Below are 25,652 nucleotides of genomic sequence, written 5' to 3' on the forward strand. Positions count from 1 at the left end.
CAGCGGCATGCTTGTTAAAACTTGATAGCTAGTACTATTTTTTAAGTCATGACAGAGTCAACGAAGCAGGCCCTGGTCACCGGCGGCACCGGTGGGATCGGCCTGGCCACCGCCCGCGCCCTGGCCGCCCACGGCTACGCCGTCACCATCGTCGGGCGTGACCAGCGCCGGGGCGACGCCGCCCGCGACCAGCTGAACGCCGCCGCCACGGGCTCCCGCTCCGCAGCCGGTCCGGCTCCCGCCCGGTTCATCCGGGCCGACCTCTCCGCACTGTCCGCCGTCCGTGCCCTCGCCGACGACATTCGCGCCACCGGCCCGGTCGACCTGCTGGTCAACAACGTCGGCGGGGTCTACCGGCAGCACTGGCACACCGTCGACGGCATCGAGGCGACCTTCGCGATGAGCCACCTCTCCGGCTACCTGCTCACCGAGCTGCTGGTCGACGACATGATTGCCGCCGGGCACGGCCGGATCGTCAACCTCACCTCGGGCGCGATCCGGCTCGCCGACCGCACCCCGCTGGACCGGGTCGAGGTGGCCGGGCGCTACTACGGGTTCTCCGCGTACGGGCGGGCCAAGCTGGCCAACCTGGCGTACACAATGGGCCTGGCCGACCGGCTCGCCGGCACCGGCGTCGCGGTGCTCGCCGCCGACCCAGGAGCCAGCGCCACCGAGATGGGCCGGTCGATGCGCGCGGACCTGTTCCCGATGCCGGCCCGGCTGGCCTTCCCGCTGATCTACCTCAACCTGTTCCGGACCAGCGCGACCGACGCCGCCCGTAGTTCGATCACCGCCGCCACCGCCGACCTGCCCAGCGGTACGGTGCTCGGCCCGAAGGGCACCCCGGTGCGCCCGGAGGCGCGGGCCACCGACCCGGCGGTCATCCAGACCGTCACCGCGCTCAGCCAGGCGACCTGCGTCGCCACCCGCACCGACAGCCGGTCAGCGGCTGCGGGACAGGATGCGCTGCCCGAGTAGGGTCACCTGGATCAGGTCAGCGGTCTCGTCCGTACCGTCGCCGGTCTTCACCGCGAGCAGCAGCCCGGTGTCGGCGGCGGTGAACGCGGCAGTGACGCCGCCACGCTTGGCCACGCCGATGCCGACCGTTCCCGGGAAGGTCACCGAGCCGGCACCCAGCCCGGTCACGCCGTCGCGGGCGGTGAGCTGGTCGATGTAGTCGGCCTGCAGGTTCTCCGGCGGCACCACACTCAACCGGACGAGCTGCCCGGCCGGGTCCTGCCACACGCATTCGGCGAAGCCCGCCCCGTAAACGGTGCCGGTCGGCTCCGGGACCTCGTCGAAGACGGTGGCCAGCTCCGGCCGGGTCAGCAGGGCACACGGTTCGCTGAAGTCCGGCCCGTCGGCGGTGGTGCCTGCGGCAGGCGTCGCGGCCGCTGCGGAACCGGCCGACGCCGACGGCGCGTCCCCACCAGCCGGCCGGACCGCCTCACCTGCTGCCGGGCCGGCGGGGTCGCCGCCGCACGCCGCGAGCATGGCCACGAGCAGACCGGCACCGGACACGCGGTTCAAAGCCGTCGGAGTCATCGGTCACCTCCACTGACGAACCGGATGCGCCGCCGACGTACCCCGGCGAGTAGGGCCAGGCCTGCGGCGACCAGGGCGACACCGCCGACCACGTACGCGATGCCGGCCGCTCCGGTCACCGGCAGTTCGCCGCCCGCGCTCCCGCCGCCCGGCGTCGCAGCCACGGTCGGCATGCCCGGCATGGTCGCCCCGGGCGTCGGGGTCGGGCTCGGCGCCTCACAATCCGCCGGCGGGGCGTACGTTCCGGTTATCCAGGTCGGGGCGTCGAGGGCGAACGGCCCGGTGATCAACTGGTACGCGGTGCCGTCCGGCAGCGCGAAGGCAAGCTCGGTGGTGCCGGGCGGGACCGGTGCCAGGGTCTCTCCTGCCGGGAACGTGTCGGCCGTGACCAGCAGCAGACCGTCGACGGACCCGGTGCCCCGGTTGGCCAGCGTCAACTCCAGCCCGGTGCAGCCGTTGTCGGCGCTCACCTGGAGCTCGGGAGCGTCGGTGCAGCCGTCCGGAGCCCGGAACGGCACCGGCGGGGTGTCCCGTTCGCCCGCACGCCGGATCACGAACAGGTCGCCGCCGGCCGCACCGTACCGGCGGAATCCGCTGCCGACCATGGTGAACTCCTCCACCACGACGTCGTTGCGCAGCACCACGGTGTCGACCGGCTCCACGCTGTCGTCCAGTGGGTCGGATGTCCACCGTACGTCCAGCGCACCGCACACCATTTCCACCGCCAGCATCGGCGGGGCGGCCGCTGCCGGAGCGCCGACCCCGAGCACGAGCCCGGCGGCGACCACCGAGATGGCGCCGGCGACGCCGGGCAGCTGGCGGATCAGCTGGCGTACACGCATGACAGGACCATCTCTTCCGGGAAAGCAGCCGGGGCCGCAGCCACGACGGCGGCCGAGCGGCGATGTTGATCGAGCAGAGCGGGCACAGTCCAGCACGGCGCGGACCGATCCGGCGTGAGCGGTGGCCTACTCAATTTCGGCGCGCGGGACACTCAGCACGGCCGCCCGGCGCGCCGCCTCACCGGGCGGCCAGCGCTGCCCGCAACTCGGCCCGACCGGCGACGCCCAGCTTGGTGTACGCACGGTGCAGGTGGTTCTCCACGGTCCTGGCCGACAGGTGCAGCCGGGCGGCGATCTCCCTGGTGGACTCGCCATCGGCGGCCGCGAGCGCCACCTCCCGCTCCCGGCCGGTCAGCCCGGCGGTCGGTCGACGACCCCATCGCAGGGCCGGCGTCGTCGGCCGTTCACACCGGGCCAGCTCCCGGTCGGCGAGCAGGCGGGCCGTGGCCGCCGCCCGCCCGTCCCCGGCCCCGGCCCGATCCCTGGAACCGGACGCGGCGGCTGCCGTCGCGAGCGTCGCCGCCTCCGCCGCGTGCAGTGGCATGCCGTACCCGGAAAAGTCCCGCGCGACCCGCAACAGACCTGCGGCGTCCCGGTCGGCGGCTGCAGTGGCGTAGTCGACCACGACCCGCCCGAGCGCCCACCCGTGCGGTGGTGGATGGTCGGTGAGGAGCCGGACGGCGACGGTGGCACCGCCCAGCCGGACCAGGTCGAGTGCTCCCAGGGTGCCGGCTCCGACGGCCCCGGTCGTCCCGTGCCGGACCACTTCCTGCTCCAGCAGGCGCAGCCCATGGTCGGTGTCGCCGCCGCTCAGCGTGGCCAGCCAGGCCCGGCCCCGGGCGAGTTCGATGTCGAACAGTCGCACCGCGTGCGGCCCGCCGGGATACCGGTCCAGGTCGGCGGCTGCCTGCCCAGCGGTGGTCAGGTCGCCGAGTTGGGCGGCGGCCTGCAGCCGCAGCCCGGCCGCCCACCGGCGCACCCCGCGCAGCTGGACGTCGTCGGCGACCAGGTACGCCTCGTTCGCCCAGCGGAGCGCGGTCGCCGGCCGGCCCCGCAGCAGCGCGATCTTGGCGAGGAAGAACGCGGCGAGCGCCTGGCCGACCCGGTCTGGCGGTTGCAAGCTGGCCTGGTACGTCGACTCGGCGGCGGCCAGCGCGCCCGCCACGTCCGGCAGATCGACCAACAGCGACGCGACGGCCGCCGGGAAGCCGTCCGACTGCACCTGGCCGGGCCCGATGTGCCGGTGCGCCACCGGGACCACGTCCGCCAGCAGCTTGTCGGCCTCGGCGAACCGCCCGGCGAGCAGCAGTCCGCAGCTGGCCGCGCCGGCCGCGGCCAACCGCAGGTCGACCGACCCGGCGGTGTGAAACAACGCCAGCGCCGGCGCCACGACGGAGCAGTCGAGTTGGTACGCCCGCAGGTACAGCCGGACCGCGTCGAGCTGCCCCCGACAGCCCGGATCCGTGGCCGCGACGGCGTCGAGAGCGGCGCGAGCGGCCGCCACGTCGTCGGCACCGTGGACCAGGATCACCGCCAGCTGAATGGCGATCTGGGTCCGTTCGGCGTCACCGTGCCCCGGCCCGGCGGCCGCCGACCTGCTCAGTTCGGCGCAGCGGCGTACCGCCTCGTCGAGCCGGCCCAGCTGAAACAGCGCGCGTACCGCCGCCAGCCCGGCGGCCACCGCACCGCCGGCCTCGTACGCCCGCTGGGCGAGCCGCGCGGCCAGCTCGTACTCCCGCAGGTACGCCGCTTCCCGTGCGGCGGACAACATCAGGTCGACGTCGATGTCACCACCGCCGTCGAGCCGCCACAACGCGACCCGCATAACGTTTGCGCCATGCAATTGGCCGGCAGCTTCGAGCGTGTCGGCGAGTCGGCGGCTGTGCCGCAGCCGGGCCAGCTCCGGCGTGGCGGCCCGCAGCATCTCGGCGTACAGCGGGTGGCTGAGCTGGACAATCTGTTGCCCATCCACGGTGACGACGGTGACCAGGCCGCGCCGCTCCAGCACTTCCAGCGTCGCCGACCCGGCTACGGCGACTGCGGCCGGCAGCGGCAGGTGCTGACTGAGGGCGAGTAGTTCCAGGGCGTCGCGTTCGGCCGGGTCGGCGGCCGTCAGCCGGCTGCCCAACAGCTCGGTGAGGCGTGGTGCCGCATCCAGTGGCCCGGCCAGCCGCCAGATGCCGGCCGGTCGGTCGATCAGCCCGGCCTCCCGAGCCGAGGTGATCAACTCACGCAACAGCAGCGGGTTGCCGGCGGCCGCGTCCCTGAGCCGGCGCAGCGTCCGGCCCTCCACCGGCCCGCCCAGCACGGCCGCCACCAGCGCCTCGGTCTGCGGCGGGCTCAGCGGCGCGAGATCGACCCTGCGTACGCCGGCGTCCTTCCACAGTGCTGTCACCGCCTCCGGTGCGGGCGCGTCGGTGCGTACCGTGACGAGCACCGGCACCGTGCCGTCGGCCACCAGCTGATGAACGACAGCGGCGGAAACCTCGTCGAGCAGGTGCGCGTCGTCGATGACCAGGACGCTGCGGGTCCCGCCGACCGCTGCCCGGAGCCCGGCCAGCGCGCTCTGCACCGGCGTGGCCGGTGACGGCGTGGTGGGTGTCAGCGGTATGGCAGGTGTCAGCGGTGGGATCAGGCCGGCGAGCGCGGCCAGCGGCAGGCCGGTGCCCGAACCCGAGGCGTGGGCCCGCAACAGTCGCCAGCCGGCGACGGCCAGACCGGCTGCGACCTCCTGCGCGAGCCGGGTCTTGCCGACGCCGGCCGACCCGGCGATCAGTACGCCGCGCCGGTGCGTCGGCGGGCTGCTCAGCGCGGCCCGTACCGCCCGCAACTCGGCCTGCCGGCCCACCATCGGCGGCTGGTCCACCGCCTCGCGACTCATGGGGTCAGGTTCGCAGGTGGCGTCCACCGCTGGTCGCCGGACCAGCCGGCTGCTGCCCGACCCGGCGGCCCGGCCGCAAGCGGCTGCGGCTATTCGGCGACCGGGAACTCGACACCGGTCAGCTTCTCGCTCTCCACCCACAGCCGGCCGGCGGTGGCGGCGTCGCCGGCCACCGGGCTGCGGCCGGCCGCGACCGGCGGGCCGACCGTCTCGAACCGTCGGCCCGGCCCCCAGTAGCTGCCACCGTCGACTGCCGGGTCGGTGGCGGCGCGCAGAGTCGGCAACGCCCCGTCGTGTGGCGTCATCGCGATCAGCCGGCCGACGGCGGTGACGAAGCCACCGGTGTGCCGGGCCAGGTCGGTGGCGGTCCACCCGGGATGGGCGGCGGTGGCCAGCACCGGCGACCCGGCTCCGGCCAGCCGGCGTTGCAGTTCCAGGGTGAACAGCAGGTTGGCGAGTTTGCTCTGCCCGTACGCGGCCCACCGCCGGTAGCGACGCCGCTGCCAGTTCAGGTCGGTGAAGTCGATCCGGCCGGCGCGGTGGGCGTTGCTGGCGACGGTGACCACCCGGGCGCCGACGCCGGTGGACAGCAGCAGCGGCAGCAGCCGGCCGGTGAGCGCGAAGTGGCCGAGATGGTTGGTGCCGAACTGCAGCTCGAAGCCCTGCCGGGTGCGCCGCAACGGGGTCAGCATCACCCCGGCGTTGTTGATCAGCAGGTCGAGCCGGTCATGGTCGGCGCGGTACGCCTCGGCGAACTCGGCCACCGAGTCGAGGTCGGCCAGGTCGAGCCGGGCGCAGCTCACCGTGCCGACCGGCCGCTCGGCGCGGATCCGGTCGGCTGCGGTGCCGGCTCGTCCGGCATCCCGGCAGGCGAGCACCACGCGGGCGCCCCGGGCGGCGAGCATCCGGGCGGTCTCGAAACCGATGCCGGAGTTCGCGCCGGTGACGACGGCGGTCCGGCCGCTCTGGTCCGGCATGTCGCCGAAGGTCCACGGTGTCATCGTCACTCCCGGGCCAGGGCCTCGCCGCCGGCGAACACGATCGTCACGGCCGTCCGCATTCCGCTCCGGTACTCGTCGACCGAGGAGAGTTTGTGTTTCAACCCGAACGAGGCGGCGTGCAGATGCTCGGCCAGGTCCCGGGCGGACAGGCCGGCGGCCCGCCACCGGTCGGCGACCCCGCTGTCGGCGAGGACCTGCTCAACCCCGTCGACCAGCCCGCGCTCGATCCGCTCGGCCAGCGAGCAGCGCAGTGTGGACGCGGTGGTCAGCAGCTCCTCGAAGTTGCCGTGCACCGCGGCCCCGACCGATGGGCCCTGGCACGCTTCGAACGCGGCGAGGATCCGCCCCGGCGGGTCGAGGTCGTCGCGGGCGAACGCGGCTCCGGTCGCCGCGCACACGCCGGTCACCATCCGGTCCACGGCGGCGACGAACAGCTCGTCCTTGGTCTTGAAGTGCAGGTAGAGCCCTTGCCGGGAGATGTCGGCCGCGCGGGCCAGGTCGTCCATCGAGGTCTTGCGGAACCCGTACCGGATGAACACGTCGATCGCGGCGTCGGCGATGGCGTCCCGCCGGGTGGCGCTCGATGTCACGCCGGGCGCTCCGTACGTCCCAGTGCTGAGAACGGGTACGCCACTCCGGTCAGCTGTTCGCTCTCGGACCACAGTCGGCTGGCCATGACGGTGTCCTTGGCCCGTGCGGAGCTGCGGGCCGGCGCGGGTGGCCCGGAGGTGCCGAACCGGCGGGCCGGACCCCAGTAGCTGCCCGCGGCGGCCTGCGGGTCGGTCGCGGCGCGCAGGCTGGGCAGCGCCCCGGCCGGTGGTCGCATCCGAATCATCCGCTCGATCCGCGACCGGCTCTCGTCGGTGGACCGGCCCTGGTGGCGGCCGATCTCGGTCGAGGTCAGGCCGGGGTGGGCGGCGACGGCCCGCACGGTCGACCCGGCCTCGGTCAGCCGGCGCTGCAGTTCAAGGGTGAACAGCAGGTTGGCGAGCTTGCTCTGCCCGTACGCGGCCCACGGCTTGTAGCGGCGTTGCCGCCAGTTCAGGTCGTCGACGTCGACGCCGCCGGTCCAGTGGGCCAGGCTGGAGACGGTCACCACCCGGGCCGCCGGTGCCGCGTCGAGCAGCGGCAGCAGTTCGCCGGTGAGCGCGAAGTGGCCGAGATGGTTGGTGCCGAACTGCAGCTCGAAGCCCTGCCGGGTGCGGCCCAGCGGCGGTGCCATCACGCCGGCGTTGTTGATCAGCAGGTCGAGCCGGTCGTGGTCGGCGCGGTAGGCGTCGGCAAACGCGGTGACCGAGTCGAGGTCGGCCAGGTCCAGCTCGGCCCCGGTCACCGCGCCGGCCGGCTGACCGGCCCGAATCCGGTCCAGCGCCGCTTCGCCCTTGCCCTTGTCCCGGTACGTCAGCACCACGTGTGCGCCTTTGGCGGCGAGTATCCGGGCGGTCTCGAAGCCGATGCCGGTGTTCGCCCCGGTCACCACCGCGACCCGGCCGGTCTGGTCGGGAATGTCATCGAATGACCATGCAGCCACGCTGACGCCTCGCTTCTCCGTTGCCTACTTGACATCCGCGACAAACTTTACGTGGTGTGCTCAATCTGTCAAGCTCGCCGGTCAGGCGTTGGCTCGAAGAGCAGTCGGATCACCGGGCCGGCGAGCGTCGCCGGGTCGTCGTCCGCGTCGTGCGGCAGTGCCCCGGACAGCCACAGGGTCGCGAAGCCGTGCACGATCGACCAGGCCGCCAGGCGGGCGTTGTCCCGGTCGCCGGCCGGCACCCGGGCGTCGTCCAGGCTGGCCCGCAGCGCCCGGCCGGCCCGCTGCCGGGCGGCGGTCAGCTCCGGCGCGTCGAAGTGCAGCAGGCTCGGTTGGAACATCACCTCGAAGTGCGCCCGGTGGGTCGCGGCGAACCGCACGTACGCCTGGCCTGCGGCGAGAATGTCGCCGCCGGCCGCCTCCAACTGGGTCGCCAGCAGGTCGAGACCCTCGGTGGCGATCGCGGTGAGCAGGCCGGTCTTGTCGCCGAAGTGGTGCGTCGGGGCGGCGTGCGAGACCCCCACCCGTCGGGCCAGGTCGCGCAGGCTCAGCGCCGCCACCCCGGATTCGGCGATCGCCTCGGCGGCGGCGGTCAGCAGGGCCCGCCGCAGGTCGCCGTGGTGGTACGGCTGTTGCCGCATCACGCCTCCCCTCATCTTGTCGTTGACAAGATGCTACCCGGAGCGGCTATCTTGTCGATGACAAGATGGCGGGCGCGTGCGGCGCTGACCCCGAGGAGAACCTCTGATGAGTACGGCGGACCGATGGCTGACCGTGATTGCGCTGGTCAGCGTCCCGACGGTGATGTTCGGCGGCTACTCGTTGCTGCGGCTGGCCGCCGCCCGAAGACTGACCGACTTCCAGCTGTCGCTGTTCCGGGCCGGCCACGCCCACGCCGGCGTGCTGCTGGTGCTGACCCTGACCGCACTGAGCATCGCCGCCCGCGCCGGACTGTCCGACCCGTACACCTGGGTGGTTGGCGCGTTGCTGGCCGCCGGCACGATCAGCCAGTCCGGCGGCTTCTTCCTGCACGCCGGGATCGGCCGCCCCGGACAGTGGTCGTTCGGCAACACCCTGACCGTGCTCGGCGCGGGGCAGCTCACCGTCGCGCTGCTGCTGCTCGCGTACGCCGTCGCAACCAGCTGACCTGCCGGTACGCCGACCGTAAGACTTTTGCAAGAGATCAACTACGGTCGGCCGGGCGCTGCCGCCGTAGGCTGATCCGCGTGTGGAAACGACTCCTTGCCAACCCGTTGAGCTGGCTGGTCGCCGTCGTCGTCGCCGCCGGACTCGCGTTCGGCGGCTACTGGTACCAGCCGTGGAAACTGTTCACCGACGACGTGGTCGACGAGGCGCTGCCGCAGGTGCAGATCGCGGCGACCGGCACCCCGGCACCGGACCCCGCCGCGTCCGGGTCCGCATCGCCCAGCGCCGCACCGGCCAGCCCGTCACCGGCCGGCAACCAGCTGCTGGCCTCCGGCGAGTTCGTCACCCACGAGCACGAGACGAGCGGCACCGCCGAGGTTGTCCAGTTGGCCGACGGCCGCCGTCAGCTCGTGTTCCGCGACTTCGCCACCTCCAACGGCCCGGACCTGCGGGTCTGGCTCTCCGACCAGCCGGTGCTGGACGGCCGCGACGGCTGGTTCGTCTTCGACGACGGGCAGTGGGCCGAGCTGGACCGGCTCAAGGGCAACCGGGGTGACCAGGTGTACGAGATCCCCGCCGACGTCGACCTGACCAGCCTGACCAGCGTCTCCATCTGGTGCAAACGCTTCTCGGTGTCGTTCGGGGCAGCCGAGTTGGCCGCCTGACAGCCATGGTCGCGCCCACCACCGGCGGACCGTCCCTACGGGTGCTCGTCGTCGACGACGACCCTACCGTGTCCGATGTGGTCCGCCGGTACCTGGAACGAGCCGGCTACCAGGTCACCCGCGCCGCCGACGGGGTCGCCGCGCTGGCCGCGGTCGACCAGTGCCGGCCCGACCTGGTGGTACTGGACCTGATGCTGCCCGGGTTGGACGGCCTGGAGGTGTGCCGGCGGCTGCAGCGGCAGGCCAGCGGCGTACCCGTGATCATGCTGACCGCACTCGGGGAGGAGGCCGACCGGGTGATCGGCCTGCAGCTCGGTGCCGACGACTACGTCACCAAGCCGTTCTCGCCCCGGGAGCTGGTGCTGCGGGTGCAGTCGGTGCTCCGCCGCTCCGGGCCGCCCCCCGGCCCGGTCGGCGGTGAACCTCCGGTGGTCCGCGACGGCGAGCTCGCGCTGGACACCGGCCGGCGGTCGGCCCGGCTCGGCGACATCGAGCTCGCGCTGACCACCCGTGAGTTCGACCTGCTGCTGCACCTCGTCCGCCACCCGGCGAAGGCGTTCCGCCGGGAGGAACTGCTCGCCCAGGTGTGGGGCTGGAACTTCGGTGACCAGTCCACCGTGACCGTCCACGTGCGACGGCTGCGGGAGAAGGTCGAACGGGATCCGGCGCGGCCCCGACGGATCGTCACCGTCTGGGGCGTCGGCTACCGCTACGAACCGGCGGCCGGCAATGCCTGACCTGCCCACCGGCGACGTTCTCGCCGTGTTCGCCATCGGGCTGGGCGCGTCGTTGCTGATCGGTGTGCCGGGCGCGGTCGCGCTGCGGCTGCTGCGCCGGCACAGCATCGTCGTGCACCTGACCGTCCTGCTCACCGTCACCGTACTGGCGGTCCTCGCCGGCGTCGTCGGCGCGGCCCAGGCGATGTTCCTGTCCGTCCACGACCGGGACGTGGTGCTGCTGGTGCTCGCCGCGTCCGGAGCGGTCAGCCTGGCCGTCGGCTGGTGGCTGGGTGCCCGGCTGGCCCGGCAGGCGGTCTGGGCCGACCAGCTGCGTCAGCGGGAACGCCAGGCCGAGGCGAACCGGCGGGAACTGGTCGCCTGGGTGTCGCACGACCTGCGGACGCCGTTGGCGGGGCTGCGGGCCATGGCCGAGGCGCTGGAGGACGGCGTCGTCGCCGACCGGGCCACCGTCGCCGACTACCACCGGCGGATCCGCGCCGAGACCGACCGGATGACCCAACTCGTCGACGACCTGTTCGAACTGTCCCGGATCAACGCCGGCGCGTTGCGGCTGTCGCTGCGCCGGGTGCCCCTCGCCGAGGTGGTCTCCGACGCCCTCGCGTCGGCCGAGCCGCTGGCCCGGGCACGGGGCATCCGGCTGGTCGCCGCCGAACGCGGCTGGCCGTCGGTCACCGCCAGCGAGCCGGAACTGGCCCGGATCATCGGCAACCTGCTACGCAACGCGATCCGGTTCACCCCGTACGACGGGGTGGTGCAGGTCAGTGCGGGCCGCGACGGCGGCGCCGCCTGGCTGGCGGTGCACGACACCTGCGGCGGCATTCCCGAGGCGGACCTGCCTAGGGTGTTCGACGTTGCGTTCCGGGGCGAGACGGCGCGCAGCCCCGCCCCCGCCGGCCCGCCCCGGGCGGGGTCGCGGGTCGGGCCGGCGTACCTGTCCGGTTGGGCCGGACCGCCCCGTCCCGAGCCGCCGCCGGCCGGCGGCGGGCTCGGCCTGGCGATCGTGCGCGGCCTGGTCGAGGCGCACGGCGGTCGGGTCGAGGTGGCCAACGCCGGCCCTGGCTGCCGGTTTCTCGTCCACCTGCCCGCCGCCGGTTGACCCTCGCGCACGGTCAGCCGACCGGCAGGTCCCGCCGCCGCAGCCCGATCATGCCGGCGGCGGCGGACCCGGCGGCCAGCAGTGCCAGGACGACCAGCGGTACGGCCGACACCTGCCCGCCCGGCAGGCTCGGCAGATGCGTGAACGGGGAGAGATCGCGAAGCGGCTGCGGAAGTTGCAGCAGCGCACCGAACAGGTCGAGCCCCACCGCCGCCGCCAGCACCGCCCACCCGGCCATCGCCAGCCGGGGCACCAGCCCGACCAGGGCGAGCGCAACCGCCGCGAGCAGCCACACCGCCGGCAGCGTCGCGAACGCACCGACCAGCACCCGGGCCGTCGTCGGGCCGACGTCACCGCCGGACAGCCCGTACGCCGCACCCATCGTCGACCCGGCACCGGCCATCAGCAGGACCGGTCCGATCAGGGCGAACAGCAGATGACTGGCCGCCCAGCGGGACCGGGACACCGGTGCGGCGAGCACCGGCTCGGCCCGACCACTGGTCTCCTCGACCCGCAGCCGGCCCACGGCGGCGATCGCGTACCCGGCCGCCCCGACAGCGAACAGGCCGAGCATCGCGGCCAGGAACAGATCAACCAGGCCGGCGGCCCCGCCGAGCCGGGCGAACAGGTCACGCAGCGTGGGATTGTCGGTCAGCATGTCGCCGACACCGCCGGCCACCGCACCAAGCAGCGCCCCGGTGAGGGCGAACCCGGCCGTCCAGCTTGCCAGCGGCCCCCGGTGCAGCCGCCAGGCCAGCGCGACCGGGCCGGCCAGCCGGGGTCCGCCGGTCGCCGGCCCGGTGCCGGCCGCCAGCAGCCCGGACCCCAGGTCCCGGCGGCCGTGCAGCCCGGCCGCGACGGCGACCAGCCCGGCGGTCGCGGCGGCGTGCGGGCCGAGCACCCACCAGGCGTCGTCGGCGTACGGGCGCAGCCGCATCACCCAGCCGAGCGGTGACACCGCGCTCAGCCAGCCCAGCGGCCCGCCGGTGTGGGCGCTGAGGTCACCGACGACCCGGCCGGCCACGGCGGCGCCGAGCCCGACGGCGGCGATCCCCCGGGCCGCTGCGGCGGTGGTGGCGAGTTGGGCGGCGACCGCCCCGACAGCGGCGAAGAGCCAACCGGCCGCGGCGAACTGGGCGCCCAGCGCGGCCGACCCGGCGACCGGCAGCCCTTGGCCGGCCAGCCCGGCGGCGACCGCCGCGGCGAGCAGCAGGTTGGCGGCGAAGACGACGACGAGGGCCGCGGCCGGGCCGGCGTACCGGCCGATCGGGGCGGCGCCGAGCAGTTCCCGCCGGCCGGCCTCCTCCTCGGTACGGGTGTGCCGTACGACGGTGAGCAGGCTGATCAGCGCCACGATGACGGTGACGATGCTGATCCGCCAGGCGACCAGCCCGCCGAGGTCGGCGGTGTGCACCGGGCCGTACAACGCGACCAGCGCGGCGTTGGCGTTGCTGGTCTGCGCGAACGCCGACCGTTCGGCGGCGGTGGGGTAGAGGGCGGGGAAGGCGGCGGCGAAGTTCGCCGGCATCACCGACAGCCAGATGATCCACAGCGGCATGACCAGCCGGTCGCGGCGCAGGATCAGCCGGATCAGGTGCCCGGTGCCGGCCAGCGGGTTCACCGCCGTGCTCCGGTGCCGTGGTAGTGCCGCAGGAACAGTTCCTCCAGCGTGGGCGGCTGGCTGACCAGCCCGCGTACGCCGGCCTCGGCCAGCCGGCGCAGCACCTCGGGCAGCGCGGCCGGCTCGACCTCGCAGCGCAGCCGGGTCCCGTCGACACTGAGCCCGTGCACCCCGGCCAGGTCGGCCAGGTCGGCGATGGCTGGACTGGGGCCCGCCGGTCCGGCCGGCTCCGCGCCAGGCTCCGCGCCGACGTCGGCCGCAGCCGGCAGGTCGGCGACGATCGTGGTACGGGTCAGATGCCGCAGCTCGGCGAGGGTGCCACTTTCCACGGTCCGTCCGTCGCGGACGATGGTGACCCGGTCGCACAGCGCCTCGACCTCGGCGAGGATGTGGCTGGACAGCAGGACGGTCCGGCCCTGCCGGGCGGCGTCGGCGACCCGGTCGCGGAACACCGCCTCCATCAGCGGGTCCAGCCCGGAGGTGGGCTCGTCGAGCAGCAGTAGCTCCACGTCGGCGGCGAGGGCGGCGATCAGCGCCACCTTCTGTCGGTTGCCCTTGGAGTAGCTGCGGCACTTCTTCGTCGGGTCCAGCGCGAAGCGCTCCAGCAGGTCGGCCCGGCGGCGCCGGTCGAGGCCGCCGCGCAGTCGACCAAGCAGGTCGATCACCTCACCGCCGGTCAGGTTCGGCCAGAGGCTGACGTCGCCCGGCACGTACGCGAGGCGACGGTGCAGGGCGACCCCGTCCCGCCACGGGTCGCCACCGAGCAGCGACACCTGCCCGCCGTCGGGCCTCAGCAGGCCGAGCAGCACCCGGATGGTGCTGGTCTTGCCGGCACCGTTGGGGCCGAGGAAGCCGTGCACCTCGCCGGCCGCCACGCTCAGGTCGAGCCCGTCCAGCGCGGTGCTGCGGCCGTACCGCTTGGTCAGGCCCTGGACCTGGATCGTTGTTTCCATATCTAGAAAGCTACGTTGCGTTCGCAAGGTGGTCAATGAAAAGCCCGCCACCAGCGGGCATTGCTGCGTTGAATCGGGTCTTGCGTTGCAATGGTAGTTGCGGTTAACGCAACGATCGGCCAGGATGTGTTGCAATGAATTGAGGCTGAACGCAGCGGAGGGCGGGGGCGGATGCCCGGCGGACGGTTGACCTATCAGGACCGGCAGCGCATCGAGCAGGCACTCGCCGACGGCGCCGGCTACGCCGAGATCGCCCGCCGACTCGACCGCCCGACCTCCACGATCAGCCGGGAGGTCGGGCGCAACGGCGGGCCGGGCGGCTACCGGGCCACCGCCGCGCACCGGGCCACCGCGCACCGGGCCCGCCGTACCGGCCCGGTCACCCGGCCACCGGCCGGCCAGGCCACCGGGTACGGCCGGGACGCGGCCGCCGTGCAGGCCTTCGAACAGCAGTTCGCCGCCCTGATGATCCAGTCCGGTTTCCCTCGGATGACCGCCCGGGTGCTGGTCAGTCTCTTCGTCAGCGACGGCGGTGCACTCACCGCCGCCGAACTGGTCGACCGGCTGCGGGTCAGCCCGGCGTCGATCTCGAAGTCGATCGCTTTCCTGGAGCGGATCGGCTTCGTCACCCGGCGACGCGAGCCGGGGCAGCGGCGCGACCGGTACGCCGTCGACGACGGACTGTGGTACCGGGCCTGGTCGCTGCGGGTGCACGTCTTCCGGACCTGGGCGGACGCGGCGACCCACGGCGCCGCCGTACTTGGGCCGGAGACCCCCGCCGGGGACCGGCTGCAGTTGATGGGCGAGTTCTTCGGGCTGGTCTGCCGGGACGTCGAGCGGATCACCGCCGAGTGGCAGGCGTTCCTGTCCACCCGTGGTCTGCCGCCGCAGCCTGATGCGCCCACCGCCGTCGCGGAGCCGGTCCGGTGACCGGCGTGCCGGTCCGGCCGGGTGCCGGCCTCACCCGACGCGCGGTCGGCACCGGCCTGCTCGGCGGTATCGTGGCGCTGGTGACCACCGGCTGCACCGATTCGAGCGTCGAGTCGAGCGTCGAGTCGAGCACCGAGACCGGGTACCGGGTGCTGGTTTACAGCCGCACCACCGGGTACCGGCACGATTCCATCCCGGCCGGCGTCGAGGCCGTCGGCGAACTCGGCGCGGAGCACGGCTTCACCGTCGACGCCACCGAGGACCCGGCCGTCTTCACCCCGGACAACCTGGGCCGGTACGCCGCCGTCGTCTTCCTCAACACCACCGGCGACGTGCTCGACGTCGCCGGCCGGGCCGCGTTCGAGGGCTACATCAACGGCGGCGGCGGATTCGTCGGGGTGCACGCGGCCGCCGACACCGAGCACAACTGGCCGTTCTACGGCGAACTTGTCGGTGCGTACTTCGCCCAGCACCCGCCGGTGCAGCCAGCCACCGTCGAGGTCGTGGACCGGACCCACCCGGCCACCGCACACCTGCCGACCCGCTGGGCGCGCACCGACGAGTGGTACGACTACCGGACCCGACCGACCGACGCCCGGATCCTGGCGGTGCTCGACGAGACCAGCTACACCGGCGGGCAGATGGGGCAGCCGCACCCGCACGCCTGGTGCCGGACGTACGCCGGCGGCCGCACCTTCTACACCGGCGGCGGCCACACCATCGAGGCGTACGCCGAACCGGCGTTCCGCACCCACCTGCTCGGCGCGATCCGCTGGGCCGCCGACCGGGATGCCACAGGGTGACGGCCGGGCCCCGGGCTCATCCGGACGGTCAGCGCTGACCTCCGAAGGTCGGTAACTATCCAAGATCTGACTGAACACGGAGTGTGACGTGACGCACGCTGTCGGCCGGTCCGAGTCCGGCTGCAGCAGCCTCCGAGGAGGAGCGCGTGTCAGAGCCAGTCCGTGGAGATCTCCCCGTCGTCCGTACCGTCCTGGGCAGTCTTGCCGCGTCGGCCGCTCAGCGCTCCGCAGCCGAACTGCCCCGCGACGCCCGGCTGGTGCACCGCCGTGACGAACGCGAAGAACTCCTCGCCGGCCGGTTCGTCGACAGCCGCACCGGGCTGACCCCGGTCGGTGCCGACCCGGCCGGCGACCCGTTGACCGGCTTCACCGGCACCGGCACCGTCCGCGACGCCGGGCTCGGCCTGCCGGTCGTCGTCGCCACCGACCCGGCGATTCTCGGCGAAGCGTCGACCGCGACGACCTGGCTGGTGCGGGTCACCGGCCTGGCCGCCCGCAAGTCGGCCTACGTCCGTTATGGATACCCCGACGACAGCCCGGTCCGCGTTCGGTGCCGGTACGGTAGGAGCGGAGTCCCCGGGCCCGGGCAGCCGTCGGCGTCGACTGCCCGGGCCCGGGGACTCCGCTGGTTCGTGGTCAGCCCGCCGTGCAGGTGACGTTGCCGGGTAGCTGACTCGCACCGCTGGCCGATGTGATGAAGCCGGCGGTGGTCGACGATCCGGCGGACAGCTGGCCGTTGTAGCTGGCGTTGGTCACCGTCACCTGGCTGCCCTGCTGGCTGAACGTTCCGCTCCAGCCCTGGGCGACGGTCTGCCCGGCGGGCAGGGTGAAGGTCACCCGCCAGCCGTCGATGGCGGTGGAGGTGCTGTTGGTAACCGTCAGCCGCCCCTCGTAGCCGCCCGGCCAGGACGCCGGTGCCGAAACGGTGGCCGTGCAGGACGACCCGGGTGTGGTCGGCGGTGGCGTCGTTGTCGGCGGCACCGTCGTGGGCGGTGGCGTCGTGGGTGGCGGGCTGGTCGGCGGCGGGGCGGTGCCGGTGTTGAACTGCCACCAGTCGACGTTGAGCAGGTAGCCGCTGCCACCGGTGAACCGTAGGTACAGATCGTGGGTGCCGGAGGCTCCGGTGACCGGGCAGGAGACACCGGTCCAGCTCTGCCAGCCGCCGGTGCCGGGCACGTCGCAGGTGCCGACCCGGGTGCCGGTCGGGCCGCCGAGTCGCAGCTCGATGCTCCCGCCGCTGGAGTCAGCGGCCACCCGCGCCGTGAACGAGGCCGCCCCTGCGCCGAAGGCAACGCCCTTCACCTTGATGTAGTCGCCGTTCTCGATCCAGCCGACGTTCATGGTGCCCTCGCTGGACGGCTCTGTTTCGATCCCGGCCGACCAGGCGACCGTCTCGGCCTCCTGACGGATGTACGGGTTCAGGGTGCCGATCTGCGGCGCGCCCGCCGTGGTCATGTCCATCGTCGGGATCGTGCCGTCGGCGCGGTAGTTGAACTTCTCCACCGCGACGGAACGGGTGAATCCACCGCCGCCGGGCAGCGCGCCGTTGTGGTAGAAGAAGTACGAGCCACCGGCGAAGTCGATGACGCCGGGGTGGTTGGTGAAGCTGCCACCCTGTCGCGGCATCACCGTACCCCGGTAGGTCCACGGGCCGGTCGGTCCGGGAGCCGTCGAGTAACCGATGAACTCGGAGCAGCATTCGGCGGCGAAGACGTTGTAGTAGATCCCGTTGCGCTTGTAGACCCAGGGCCCCTCTTCGTACAGCGTGGGCCGGTCCGGATCGCCGGTGCGGGTGCCGAACCCGGCGGTGGTCAGCGGGATCCGGGTCGGGCTCCCCGAGTACGAGATCATGTCGGGGTTGAGCCGGACATACCACAGGTTGGGGTTACCCCAGTACAGGTACGCCTGCCCGTCGTCGTCGATGAACGCGTGCGGGTCGATCTCGCCGTTGGCCACCAGCGGGTGGCCGAGCGCGTCGCGGAACGGGCCGGTCGGGCTGTCCGCCACCGCGACTCCGATCGCCATCGAGTTGGTCGCCCGGGCCTTCACCGGTACGTACCAGTAGAACCTGCCGTTGCGTTCGATGACGTGGCCGGCCCAGGCGTCGGCACTGGCCCAGCTGAACGTGGTCAGGCTCAACGGTGAGCCGTGGTGTGTCCAGTTGACCATGTCGGCGGAGGAGAACAGGTGCCAGTCGTTCATGGTGAAGTACGTCGAGCCGTCCTCGTCGTGGCTCGTGTACAGGTACACCCGTCCGTCGTGGACCATCGGTGCCGGGTCGGCGGTGTAGATGTGTTGCACGATCGGATTGTCGGCCCGGGCGGGGGTGGCGATGAGGAACGTCGCCACGCACAGCAGGCTCGCGACGAAACCGATGGCGCGGTTGCGTCTAGTTCTTGTCAAGGTGACTCCTCGCTGGAGCTCTGACAGGTGCGTGGAGATCGACCAGGCCGACTGCCGGCGGACGATGCCGGCAGTCGGGACAATCACCTGGTCATGATGCGAGGGTGCCCGGACGCCATGGAGCGATGCTGTCGACGCGTCCGTGCCACCTGCCGCGCATACGGTGCGGTACGGTGCGTCGAAGCGTGCCCTTCGCTCCCGCGACCGAGGATAGCTGTTATCGATAACATCAGCAATCCATCGATGGTCGCCGAGCGGCGCGGGTGCTCGCCGACATCCACAGGGGTGGCCGGGCGGTGGGCGGGCTGACCTGGGTGAGGCAGATGTTTTCGCTAACAGGACCCTGTCGGTCGCCGCGAACTGCGGTTCGGGCGCGCCCGAAGATGCCTACCACGGGGACGGGCGGGCGCTGGCCACCGGCCTCACCTGACTGGCAGCCGGACCGTGCGTGGGCCGCGGCGGGCGTACGGACCGTCGATAGTGTTTGTTGCTCGCTGACTGTCCTGTCGCCGACATATCAGCATCGCCAACGCGGCCCCCGAACCGCGCTGGTGCGAAATGATCACAATGACGACAGGAAGGCTCTCCACCGTTCGTGATCGAATTGGAGACTGTGATCACGGGTCTTCGAGTCCCGGACGTGAACGCGGGTTTCGGTTCGGGCTACCTCGACACACTCTCCGCTACCGCTGCGACTGCTCTTGCGCCAACTGGGCGGTGGTGGTGACTGCGGCACGGGTCCTCCCCTCGTTCTGCGAAGACACGCCCGCCGCCGTGCGGATCCGTTGGTCAGCGGGAGTCGGCTCGCCGATCTGAAAACCGCTCGACATCGAGCATCCAAAGTATAGGCGGACGCATATGCGTATCAAACCCACGCGTGGCGCGCGCCCTGGGCGGACAGCTGGCGGATCTGCACGGCATGTCCGATTTGCCGTCGCCGAAGTGCTAGACTCAGGGCATCGGCAGATGGCTCCGCCGGACTCCCCAATCAGCCAGGGGGCATCCGGTTCATCGGTGAGCGGCGCATCCAATGGAGGGGGCGGCTCGATGATGGGGAAGGGCTCGCAGGTCATGGTGTCGCAGGCCCCAGGTCCAGGCCAGAAGGCATCGTCGGCGCGTCCGGTGCAGACGCTGCTGTACGCGGTCGTGGCCGGGCCGATCGTCGTGGGCCTGTCAGCGGTCGTCGGCGCAGCCGCCGGGGCGATCGACGATGCGTTGATCTGGCCGGCGAGACTGTTCGCCTTCCTCGTGCTGGTCGCCATCGCCGGACTGGCGGCCAGTCGGGTGATCGCCTGGCTGGCCTCGGCGGGCGCGACGCGCTGATCCGCGCCGGGCGGCCCAGCCCTTGCGTACCAGCGTGTCAAGCAGCCGTAGTCGTGTCGCGAGCCGTCGTTGCGCCCATGCGATCAGCAGGACGGCGACCGTGGCAGCGCAGGCTGCGAGCCAGCGCAGCGGGTCGAGACGCAGGTATCCCACCACGGTCAGCAGACTCACCGTCGGCACCGAAACGACGGCAACGCGCCGCCAGGGAGCAGCCGTGACTGAACCCCAGCGGCGCGCTGGCGGGTCGGCGTGGTGCCCGGTCCCGACAAGTCCGGTGGCGTCGGAGAGCAACTGGCGGTCCAGCTGCCCGTCTGATGTCTGCGAGGATGTCATGCCACGTCCCCTTCGCGAACCACAGCACAGGCGCCGCTCAGCTAGCCTGTTGTCACTTTGGACCTCGAGGGCCCACCGAGATGTGCGATCAGCTCGTCTATGACGCCGTTCAGGCGGGCCTTCGGAGTGGCGAGGTCCTCAAGTTGGAAGAACAGATCGATGTAGTTGGCGACCTCGTCCTGGGCGCTGATCGTCTCGTCCCGGCCGCCTTCGGTGTGCACCAGATCGTCGTCGGCCGGATTGGGAAAGTCCAGGATGGTGAAAGGCTTGATCATTCCGCGGTACTCGCCCGCGTCGAACCTGATCACCTGGACGTGGATGTTCGGTCGTTCGTTCAGCACCTTGAGCCACTCGAGCTGCCGAACCATCACCCCTGGTCGCCCGACCGCGCGACGGACGGCGGCTTCGTCCATGATGAACGACAGGGCCGGCGGCTCGTCTCGGGAGAGTAGTTCCTGACGCTCCATCCGGGCGCGCACCAGGCGCTCGACGTCGTCGTCGGAGAACGCCGCCGAGGCGTAGCTACGAATGATCGCCCGGGCGTACTCCTCGGTCTGCAGCAATCCGGGCACGAGCAGCGGCTGGAACCCCCGGATGCGGGAGGCCGAGCTCTCGTAGCCCAGGTACTGCAGCAGCGCCGGGCTCATCACGTCCCGGTACGACGCCCAGGTCTGCCGCTTGGCGATCTTTGCCATCTCGATGAGCTCGTTGATCTGCGCGACGTCGTTGATCTCGTAGTGCGCCAGTAGTGCGCGTAGGTCGCTGACCGAGATGCTGGACTCGCCTGTCTCGATGCGGATCAGCTTGGACGTCGACCAGTCCAGTTCGCGGGCCACATCCTTCTGAGTGAGCTGCCGGGTCTGCCGGAAGTCGCGCAGGGTGATCCGCAGGCGCCGCCGTTGCACCTCTGGATCGTTGTTCGTGCTCATCGGCACTCCTAAGATCAGTCGATCTGCGATGTAGCACCATGCTACGTGACTGCATCGATTATTCCAGAGTGCCGTCTCGAATTCTGTGGGCTTCGTGTCCGCTCTTGGTCAGCATTGCCCTGCTAAACCGGGGCAAATCGCCCCCGCCCTCCCTCACATTGAGAGCATCGCTCGTGCGTGCTCCGGATTGACAGGTAGCAGAATCTGACCTGGCGATGGTGCAGGTTGAAGTGGTCGCCCGCGATGTCTACCGTGTGTGTATGAACCAGGAGGATGTCGTGACGACCGTGGTCGACTCCGCCGAGCCGCTTGCGCCGGCACCCGAAGCGGGATTCACCCGGAAACTGGTCCTTCTGGCCGTCGGCGGGGCGCTGGTCGGCCTGGCGATCACGGCTGCGCTCGGCGGTGACGCACCGTTCACCGTCCAGTCCTGGGGGCGGACGCTGTTACTGCTGGCCGCCGTCGCGTTGGCCGCTGGCGTGGGGGCGCTGGCCCATCGCACCATCGCCGGGCCCGGCCAGGTCAACCAGCTTGCCGCCGCCCGCCTCGAAGCGGTGTCGACCGAACTGGACACCGCGCTGCGGCACGCAGAGGCGTCGCGGGCTGTTACCGACTCGCCGACGGCCCGGGCCCAGGCCGATGCGTTGAGCGACAAACTCGACGCCCTCAACACCGAGTTCGAATCGCTCATGCGCAACGTGACCAGTGTCGAGTCGAAGCTGGCGAGCGCCAACCGCACCGCGTGGGCGACGTTCTTCCTCGGCGCGCTGGTCGGCCTGGTCACCCAGGTCACGCTGGGCTGACCGGCGGGCTCGGGCGGTTCAGGGCCGACGGCCCGGTCAGTCCCAGGCCCGGCCGAGGGCGTGCAGTTGGTCGGCGTACTCGATGCGGTCCGGCCACGTCGTCGGCCAGGCCGCCGTTCCGTACACCGCGCCGAGGAAGGCCCCGGCCAGACAGGCGATCGAGTCCGAGTCACCGGAGGTGGCCGCCCCGCGGGCCAACCCGCCCACCGGGTCGTCGGCGTGCCACAGCGCGCAGAGCAGCCCGGTGGCCAGGGCCTCCTCCGCGATCCAGCCCTCCCCGGTGACCCGGCAGGCGTCGCCGCCGTCGTCCCCGGCGGCCAACGCCGCGTCGAGCCGGTCCAGTACGTCGAGACACTCGTCCCAGCCCCGCGAGATGAACCCCGCCGGACTGTCCATTCCCGGCCGCTGCCACAGCGGGCCGAGCCAGTCGTCGCGGTACACCTCCCGCTGCCCGCGACAGTGCTCACGCAGCAGGCCCGGCAGCGCCGGCAGTGGCGTACCCGCGCGCAGCAGCCGGACCGCGACGGCGGTCAACTCGCTCGCGGCCAGCGCGGTCGGGTGTCCATGGGTCAGCCCGGCCTGCAGTTGCGCGACGCCGGCCACGGTGTCGTCGTCATAGGCGTCGACCAGGCCGACCGGGGCGACCCGCATGTTAGCCCCGCAGCCCTTCGACCCGGCGACGGTGGCCTGCTGCCAGGCCACCCCGGTGGCCAGTTCGCCGCAGGCCCGCAGGCAGGTCATCCCCGGGGCCCGGTTGTTGTCCGGGCTGGCCGCCCAGGCCAGGAACCGGGCCCGGAGCAGCGGCTCCAGCTCGTCCGGGGTGGCGGCCGGGGCGTCGTGCAGCGCCCAGCCGACCGCGAGGGTCATCTGGGTGTCGTCGGTGACCAGCGCCGGATCGCCGACCAGCTCACGTGGCCCGGCCAGGCCGTACCGGTGGTGGATCTCGGCGACCGTCAGGAACTCGGTCGGCTTGCCGAGGGCGTCACCGTACGCCAGCCCGAACAGGCACCCGGACGCCCGGTCATCCACCGCCCGGTCACCACCCACCGCCGTACCATCCACCGCGACCTCCCCGTCTCGTCCCGGTCGGCAGGCTAGTCGGGCCGGTCAACCGGCGCGCGTCCCACCCTCGGCATCCGGCACGACACCGGCCGCCAGCAGATGCGCGCTCGCGGCGAGCAGCGCCGGCTCCCGGCCGTAGACCCGGGCGATTCCGAGCGCGTGGTCGAGCACGACGTCCGCGTCCGGTGCGTCGGCTGCGGCCTCGGCCGCCGTCCACCCCGGACCTTCGAATCGGTGGGCCGTCAGCCGGTCGAGCCGGTCCGGCCGCGCTCCGAAATACTTCCGGAATCTCGGGGTGGCCGGCGGGCGGCCAGAGGCGTCGTGCGGCGGGAGTAGGCGACGACCGTGTCGACCTGCTGATCGGCAAGGCAGGACCGTTGGCCTGCTTGAACGCCTACCAAGCCGCAGGTGGGACGGCCGGCACCGTGTTTCCGTAACGTTTCCGAAAGTTGTTGACAAGTAGCCGACTGCCTCATACCGTCGTCCCATCGACTTATCTCTATGATCGTCGATCCCCACCACCGCGCGGTACGGCGCCGATCCCCGGCGGCGGTCACCGTCCACGACAGGCTGTCGGGTCGTACCGCACCGCTGGCTCCCGCCAGCCTTCAAGAGGAGGAAACACCTACATGAAGGACACTGTCGTCAAGCCGAGAAGGCGCGGCCGCATGCGGCTGCTGATCGGCACCGCGTGCGCAGCTGCGCTGGTCGTCAGCGGCATGGTGATCGCCCCCAGCGCGCACGCCGAGGCCGACCGGTACCTCAGTTCGAACCAGACCGGTACGCACAACGGATACTTCTTCTCGTTCTGGAAGGACAGCGGCAACGCCAGCATGACGTTGCGCGAGAACGGCCGGTACTCCAGTTCGTGGGACCGCAGCACCAACAACTGGGTCGGTGGCAAGGGCTGGGCCACCGGTACCCGCCGGACGGTCAGCTACTCGGGCAGCTACAACCCGGGCAACAACAACACCTACCTCGCCCTGTACGGCTGGACGCGCAACCAGCTCATCGAGTACTACGTGGTCGAGAACTTCGGCAGCTACAACCCGAGCAGCGGCGCGCAGCGGATGGGCTCGGTCACCACCGACGGCGGTGTCTACGACATCCTGCGCAGCCAGCGGGTCAACGCGCCGTCGATCGACGGCACCCAGACGTTCTGGCAGTACTGGAGCGTCCGCCAGCAGAAGCGCACCGGCGGCACCATCACCACCGCCAACCACTTCGACGCCTGGGCGCGCGCCGGGATGCAGCTCGGCTCCAACCACAGCTACCAGGTGATGGCGACCGAGGGCTACCAGAGCCAGGGGAGCTCCGACATCAACGTCTGGGAGGGCGGCAGCGGCAACCCCGGACCGTCCCCGACCGGTAACCCCGGTAACCCCGGCAACCCGGGTGACCCGGGCCAGAGCAACTGCACCGCCGTACTGTCGGCCGGCCAGCAGTTCGGCGACCGGTTCAACCTCAACGTCTCGGTGCAGAACGTCAGCAACTGGACGGTGACCCTCAGCCTGCACGGCGGACAGAGCCTGCAGAACAGCTGGAACGCCTCGGTCAGCGGCACGACCGGGAACATCACCGCCAGGCCGAACGGTAGCGGCAACAACTTCGGAGTGACGATCATGCACGGGGGCAACTGGACCTGGCCGACCGTCACCTGTCGAACATGACCCTGACCGACCGTCGATAGCAACCACTGTCGACAGGGCACGTCGTGGGCGGGTCGACCCTGCTGGGAGGGTCGGCCCGCCCCGGTGCGCGCCCCGGTCGCCGGTCCGGTGGTCAACCCTTGACGCAGACCACCTGCCGCAGGTGCGCCACCACCTCGACCAGGTCGGCCTGCTCGGCGAGCACCTGGTCCAGGTCCTTGTACGCCGCCGGGATCTCGTCAACCACACCGGCGTCCTTGCGGCACTCCACCCCGGCGGTCTGCTCGGCCAGGTCGTCGACGGTGTAGGTCTTCTTCGCCTTCGACCGCGACATCCGTCGACCCGCGCCGTGCGACGCCGAGCAGTACGCCGCCTCGCTGCCCCGACCCCGCACGATGTAGGAGCCGGTCCCCATCGACCCGGGAATGATGCCCAGCTCGCCCCGCCCGGCCCGGATCGCCCCCTTGCGGGTCACCAGCAGCGGCACCCCGTCGTAGACCTCCTCGGCCACGTAGTTGTGGTGGCAGGAGATCGGCTCGTCGAAGCGGACCGCCGGCACCGCCGCGCGCAGCACCCGGCAGAGCAGCGCCAGCATGACCGAGCGGTTGCGGGCCGCGTACTCCTGCGCCCAGGCCAGGTCCCGCCGGTACGCCGCCATCTCCGCCGTGTCGGCGAGGAAGACCGCCAGGTCACGGTCGGGCAGGTCGGCGTTGTGCGGCAGCTTCCGGGCCGCCGCGATGTGCCGCTCGGCCAGCTCCTTGCCGATGTTGCGGGAGCCGGAGTGCAGCATGAGCCAGACCCGGCCGGCGTCCGGACCGCCCTGCTCGACGCAGACCTCGATGAAGTGGTTGCCGCCGCCGAGCGTGCCGAGCTGACGCTGCGCCCGGGACTCCAGCGCGGCGACCCCGGGGTGCAGGTCGGCGAAGCCGGACCAGAACCGGTCCCAGCCGGCGGTGGGCAGGCCGTGCACCCGGCGCGGGTCGACGGGGGTGTCGCGGGCCTGGAAGCCGACCGGGACCGCGGCCTCGATCGCGGTACGCAGCGCGCCCAGGTCGTCCGGCAGCTGCGCGTCGGTCAGGCTGGTCCGCACCGCGGACATGCCACAGCCGATGTCGACGCCGACCACCGCCGGGGCCAGCGCCTGGCGCATCGCGATCACCGAGCCGACGGTGGCGCCCTTGCCGTAGTGCACGTCGGGCATCACCGCGACGCCGTGCACCCACGGCAGCGTGCCGATGTTGCGCAACTGCTGGCTGGCCTGCGGCTCGATGGTCGCCGGATCGGTCCAGACCTTGACCGGGGCCCGGGTGCCGGGCAGCAGCGTATGACTCATGGAAACTCCTGGTTCGGTACGGGGAGCGCGACGGTGACCCGGTGCCGGCTGCGGTACCGGGAA

General features: G+C 72.1%; 26 protein-coding genes. 11 read left to right on the top strand and 15 right to left on the bottom strand.

The window, feature by feature from the left end; genetic code table 11:
• The first annotated feature begins 48 nt into the window (after positions 1-48).
• The gene (locus ACN27J_RS27260) at positions 49-978 is read left to right on the top strand and encodes an SDR family NAD(P)-dependent oxidoreductase (RefSeq protein WP_421370565.1); all 930 of its coding nucleotides are present in this window, start codon (positions 49-51) and stop codon (positions 976-978) included.
• Here the strand turns inward: ACN27J_RS27260 and ACN27J_RS27265 are convergent.
• The 7 genes from ACN27J_RS27265 to ACN27J_RS27295 all read right to left on the bottom strand — a co-directional run bounded on the left by ACN27J_RS27265 (position 943) and on the right by ACN27J_RS27295 (position 8,441).
• Positions 943-1,545: a hypothetical protein gene (locus ACN27J_RS27265; RefSeq protein WP_421370567.1), complete on the bottom strand. Its 603-nt coding sequence runs from the start codon at positions 1,543-1,545 to the stop codon at positions 943-945. The genes ACN27J_RS27260 and ACN27J_RS27265 overlap by 36 nt on opposite strands.
• Positions 1,542-2,387 (bottom strand): LPXTG cell wall anchor domain-containing protein, encoded by an 846-nt coding sequence (locus ACN27J_RS27270; RefSeq protein WP_421370570.1) that lies wholly within the window; start codon positions 2,385-2,387, stop codon positions 1,542-1,544. Before ACN27J_RS27270 ends, ACN27J_RS27265 begins: the two co-directional genes overlap by 4 nt.
• Before the next feature lie 178 nt (positions 2,388-2,565).
• A complete protein-coding gene (locus tag ACN27J_RS27275) occupies positions 2,566-5,268 on the bottom strand; it encodes a LuxR C-terminal-related transcriptional regulator (protein WP_421370572.1) in 2,703 nt (900 codons plus the stop codon).
• A gap of 89 nt (positions 5,269-5,357) precedes the next feature.
• Positions 5,358-6,269: an oxidoreductase gene (locus ACN27J_RS27280; RefSeq protein WP_421370574.1), complete on the bottom strand. Its 912-nt coding sequence runs from the start codon at positions 6,267-6,269 to the stop codon at positions 5,358-5,360.
• A 2-nt stretch (positions 6,270-6,271) separates the two neighbouring features.
• Positions 6,272-6,859 carry a TetR/AcrR family transcriptional regulator gene (locus ACN27J_RS27285; RefSeq protein ID WP_421370576.1) on the bottom strand — a complete coding sequence of 196 codons (588 nt, stop codon included), beginning with the start codon at positions 6,857-6,859 and terminating at the stop codon, positions 6,272-6,274.
• A complete protein-coding gene (locus tag ACN27J_RS27290; protein ID WP_421370578.1) occupies positions 6,856-7,800 on the bottom strand; it encodes an oxidoreductase in 945 nt (314 codons plus the stop codon). Before ACN27J_RS27290 ends, ACN27J_RS27285 begins: the two co-directional genes overlap by 4 nt.
• A 68-nt stretch (positions 7,801-7,868) precedes the next feature.
• Positions 7,869-8,441 carry a TetR/AcrR family transcriptional regulator gene (locus ACN27J_RS27295; RefSeq protein ID WP_421370580.1) on the bottom strand — a complete coding sequence of 191 codons (573 nt, stop codon included), beginning with the start codon at positions 8,439-8,441 and terminating at the stop codon, positions 7,869-7,871.
• Positions 8,442-8,547: 106 nt separating this feature from the next.
• Between ACN27J_RS27295 and ACN27J_RS27300 the strand changes: the two genes are divergently transcribed.
• From ACN27J_RS27300 to ACN27J_RS27315, 4 genes are all read left to right on the top strand, one after another.
• Positions 8,548-8,946, top strand: coding sequence for a hypothetical protein (locus ACN27J_RS27300; protein ID WP_421370583.1), 399 nt, complete (start codon positions 8,548-8,550; stop codon positions 8,944-8,946).
• Positions 8,947-9,026: 80 nt separating this feature from the next.
• Complete coding sequence (locus ACN27J_RS27305; protein WP_421370585.1) at positions 9,027-9,611, top strand: DM13 domain-containing protein; 585 nt, start codon at positions 9,027-9,029, stop codon at positions 9,609-9,611.
• Between the two features lie 5 nt (positions 9,612-9,616).
• Positions 9,617-10,348, top strand: coding sequence for a response regulator transcription factor (locus ACN27J_RS27310; protein ID WP_421370588.1), 732 nt, complete (start codon positions 9,617-9,619; stop codon positions 10,346-10,348).
• The gene (locus tag ACN27J_RS27315) at positions 10,341-11,447 is read left to right on the top strand and encodes a sensor histidine kinase (RefSeq protein ID WP_421370590.1); all 1,107 of its coding nucleotides are present in this window, start codon (positions 10,341-10,343) and stop codon (positions 11,445-11,447) included. Before ACN27J_RS27310 ends, ACN27J_RS27315 begins: the two co-directional genes overlap by 8 nt.
• A 13-nt stretch (positions 11,448-11,460) precedes the next feature.
• Here the strand turns inward: ACN27J_RS27315 and ACN27J_RS27320 are convergent, their stop codons facing one another.
• Both ACN27J_RS27320 and ACN27J_RS27325 read right to left on the bottom strand, forming a co-directional pair.
• A complete protein-coding gene (locus ACN27J_RS27320) occupies positions 11,461-13,068 on the bottom strand; it encodes an ABC transporter permease (protein WP_421370592.1) in 1,608 nt (535 codons plus the stop codon).
• The gene (locus ACN27J_RS27325; protein ID WP_421370593.1) at positions 13,065-14,021 is read right to left on the bottom strand and encodes an ATP-binding cassette domain-containing protein; all 957 of its coding nucleotides are present in this window, start codon (positions 14,019-14,021) and stop codon (positions 13,065-13,067) included. Before ACN27J_RS27325 ends, ACN27J_RS27320 begins: the two co-directional genes overlap by 4 nt.
• Before the next feature lie 171 nt (positions 14,022-14,192).
• Between ACN27J_RS27325 and ACN27J_RS27330 the strand changes: the two genes are divergently transcribed.
• The 3 genes from ACN27J_RS27330 to ACN27J_RS27340 all read left to right on the top strand — a co-directional run bounded on the left by ACN27J_RS27330 (position 14,193) and on the right by ACN27J_RS27340 (position 16,410).
• The gene (locus tag ACN27J_RS27330) at positions 14,193-14,951 is read left to right on the top strand and encodes a helix-turn-helix domain-containing protein (protein WP_421370595.1); all 759 of its coding nucleotides are present in this window, start codon (positions 14,193-14,195) and stop codon (positions 14,949-14,951) included.
• A complete protein-coding gene (locus ACN27J_RS27335) occupies positions 14,948-15,754 on the top strand; it encodes a ThuA domain-containing protein (protein ID WP_421370597.1) in 807 nt (268 codons plus the stop codon). The genes ACN27J_RS27330 and ACN27J_RS27335 overlap by 4 nt, the downstream gene beginning before the upstream one ends.
• A gap of 146 nt (positions 15,755-15,900) precedes the next feature.
• Complete coding sequence (locus ACN27J_RS27340) at positions 15,901-16,410, top strand: hypothetical protein (protein ID WP_421370599.1); 510 nt, start codon at positions 15,901-15,903, stop codon at positions 16,408-16,410.
• Here ACN27J_RS27340 and ACN27J_RS27345 read toward each other — a convergent pair.
• Together ACN27J_RS27345 and ACN27J_RS27350 are read right to left on the bottom strand one after the other, a co-directional pair.
• Positions 16,391-18,103, bottom strand: a complete 1,713-nt coding sequence (locus tag ACN27J_RS27345; RefSeq protein ID WP_421372525.1) for a family 43 glycosylhydrolase — start codon at positions 18,101-18,103, stop codon at positions 16,391-16,393. The two genes, ACN27J_RS27340 and ACN27J_RS27345, sit on opposite strands and share 20 nt — an antisense overlap.
• Positions 18,104-18,719: 616 nt before the next feature.
• Positions 18,720-18,893 carry a DUF397 domain-containing protein gene (locus ACN27J_RS27350; RefSeq protein ID WP_421370601.1) on the bottom strand — a complete coding sequence of 58 codons (174 nt, stop codon included), beginning with the start codon at positions 18,891-18,893 and terminating at the stop codon, positions 18,720-18,722.
• Between the two features lie 278 nt (positions 18,894-19,171).
• On the opposite strand from ACN27J_RS27350, the gene ACN27J_RS27355 reads away from it, so the two are divergent.
• Complete coding sequence (locus ACN27J_RS27355; protein WP_421370602.1) at positions 19,172-19,480, top strand: hypothetical protein; 309 nt, start codon at positions 19,172-19,174, stop codon at positions 19,478-19,480.
• A 374-nt stretch (positions 19,481-19,854) separates the two neighbouring features.
• Here the strand turns inward: ACN27J_RS27355 and ACN27J_RS27360 are convergent, their stop codons facing one another.
• Positions 19,855-20,742: a helix-turn-helix domain-containing protein gene (locus ACN27J_RS27360; protein WP_421370605.1), complete on the bottom strand. Its 888-nt coding sequence runs from the start codon at positions 20,740-20,742 to the stop codon at positions 19,855-19,857.
• A 260-nt stretch (positions 20,743-21,002) separates the two neighbouring features.
• Here ACN27J_RS27360 and ACN27J_RS27365 point away from each other — a divergent pair, with 260 nt between their 5' ends.
• Entirely contained in the window at positions 21,003-21,545 is a 543-nt protein-coding gene (locus ACN27J_RS27365) for a hypothetical protein (protein WP_421370607.1), read from the top strand.
• Positions 21,546-21,581: 36 nt separating this feature from the next.
• On the opposite strand, the gene ACN27J_RS27370 is transcribed toward ACN27J_RS27365, so the two are convergent.
• Together ACN27J_RS27370 and ACN27J_RS27375 are read right to left on the bottom strand one after the other, a co-directional pair.
• Positions 21,582-22,607 carry an ADP-ribosylglycohydrolase family protein gene (locus ACN27J_RS27370; RefSeq protein ID WP_421370609.1) on the bottom strand — a complete coding sequence of 342 codons (1,026 nt, stop codon included), beginning with the start codon at positions 22,605-22,607 and terminating at the stop codon, positions 21,582-21,584.
• Between the two features lie 45 nt (positions 22,608-22,652).
• A complete protein-coding gene (locus tag ACN27J_RS27375; protein WP_421370611.1) occupies positions 22,653-22,778 on the bottom strand; it encodes a hypothetical protein in 126 nt (41 codons plus the stop codon).
• Between the two features lie 458 nt (positions 22,779-23,236).
• Between ACN27J_RS27375 and ACN27J_RS27380 the strand changes: the two genes are divergently transcribed.
• Positions 23,237-24,277: a glycoside hydrolase family 11 protein gene (locus ACN27J_RS27380; RefSeq protein ID WP_421370613.1), complete on the top strand. Its 1,041-nt coding sequence runs from the start codon at positions 23,237-23,239 to the stop codon at positions 24,275-24,277.
• Between the two features lie 112 nt (positions 24,278-24,389).
• Here ACN27J_RS27380 and ACN27J_RS27385 read toward each other — a convergent pair whose 3' ends face one another.
• Positions 24,390-25,589 carry an RtcB family protein gene (locus tag ACN27J_RS27385; protein ID WP_421370615.1) on the bottom strand — a complete coding sequence of 400 codons (1,200 nt, stop codon included), beginning with the start codon at positions 25,587-25,589 and terminating at the stop codon, positions 24,390-24,392.
• Positions 25,590-25,652 lie beyond the last annotated feature (63 nt).

Origin of the sequence: Solwaraspora sp. WMMB762, from assembly GCF_049179115.1 — a bacterium.
Lineage (GTDB): Bacteria > Actinomycetota > Actinomycetes > Mycobacteriales > Micromonosporaceae > Micromonospora_E.